This window comes from Sphingobacterium sp. SGG-5 (genome assembly GCF_011043525.1).
In the GTDB taxonomy this organism is placed as follows: domain Bacteria; phylum Bacteroidota; class Bacteroidia; order Sphingobacteriales; family Sphingobacteriaceae; genus Sphingobacterium.
On the sequence record NZ_JAAKGO010000023.1, the window covers coordinates 1 to 1,263 of the forward strand.

Consider the following 1,263-nt stretch of genomic DNA (forward strand, 5'->3'; position numbering starts at 1 on the left):
AGCTGTAGCTGCTGCTCCTGCTGAAGTTAATGTCACCGAGGTAACCATATCACTGTTCACCAGACCGCTGGCCGTGAACTCGGTAGTGCCGAGCGTAAGTGCGGTACCGTAGGTCTTGCTGCGGTCTTTGGCCGTAATGGTCAGTGCCTTCCTGTTGACTGTCAGCGTCTGAGGCACATCTGCCGCAGCAGTAAACGATGTATTGCCCGCCTGCAATGCCGTGATCGTCGTTGTGCCGGCCCCAACGATATGGATATCCCCGTCAACGATCTGCGCGACAGCTGTATTGCTGCTCGTATAGGTAATAGCTATCGTACTGTTTGTACTTGTCGCTCCCGGAGCGAAGTCCGCATCGCCATAGGTCTTCACCGGTAAGGCTCCGAAGGTAATCACCTGCGGTGCTTTCGGCACCGCATTGACTTCCGTGCTTACCGTTCCTTCATTGCCCGCTTGGTCTACCGCCGTGATACGGTAATAATACGTCGTACCGTTCGTCAGACCAGTATGGGTGTAGGTTGTCGCCGGTGCTGTAACCGTTGCCAGCACAGTGGTCGGAGTGGCCGACGTGCCGCCGTACACTTTGTACGAAGCTACATCGCCTCCGTTGGCCGTCCAGTTCAGCACGTTCTGCTGGTTGCCGAAAGTTGCCGTCAGTTCAGTAGGTGCTGCAGGAGCAGTCACATCGATCGTTAGGGTCAGAGCCGATGATGCCGGACCGACATTGCCTGCAGCATCTGTAGCTTTGGCCGTAAGGCTATGGGTACCCTCGCTGAGTGTACTGCTCGTGATGCTCCAGTTGCCCCCTGTCGCTACCGCAGTGCCCAGCACCGTCGTACCGTCCGTATCGTACAGGGTCACCGTGCTGCCGGCTTCCGCCGTACCGGTCACCGTAGGCGTGGTATTGCTTGTAAGATTGTCTGTGTTTGAAGAACCGCTGTCGCTGGCCGGTGAAAGGTCCGGCACAGAAGGGGCCGCCGGGGCTATACCGTCCACCAGAATCCCGGTTGTGTTACCGATATTCTTCAATACGGTAGATGCAAGGCCCATGTCTCCGCCGTTGAGCACGATATCCGTGCCCAGCACTATGCCGTCCCCATCCAGGTCTCCCGATTGTACCGTGTAGCTGAACGTAAGAGCCGTCGTACCCGATCCATCACTGTAGGCAGCCTGCCGGCTTGCCGTACCGATGATCAGTGGCAATGACGGTTTGCCGTTTGTCTCATCGACCGTAACCGCCGCTGCATAGTTGACCGTAAAGGTCAG

1 protein-coding gene is annotated in these 1,263 nt (G+C 57.1%); it reads right to left on the reverse strand.

Features of this window, described 5'->3' with window-relative positions; genetic code table 11:
• Window positions 1–1,263, reverse strand: a 1,263-nt coding sequence (locus G5B30_RS17080; protein ID WP_165321222.1) for an Ig-like domain-containing protein, incomplete at both ends; no start/stop codon positions are given.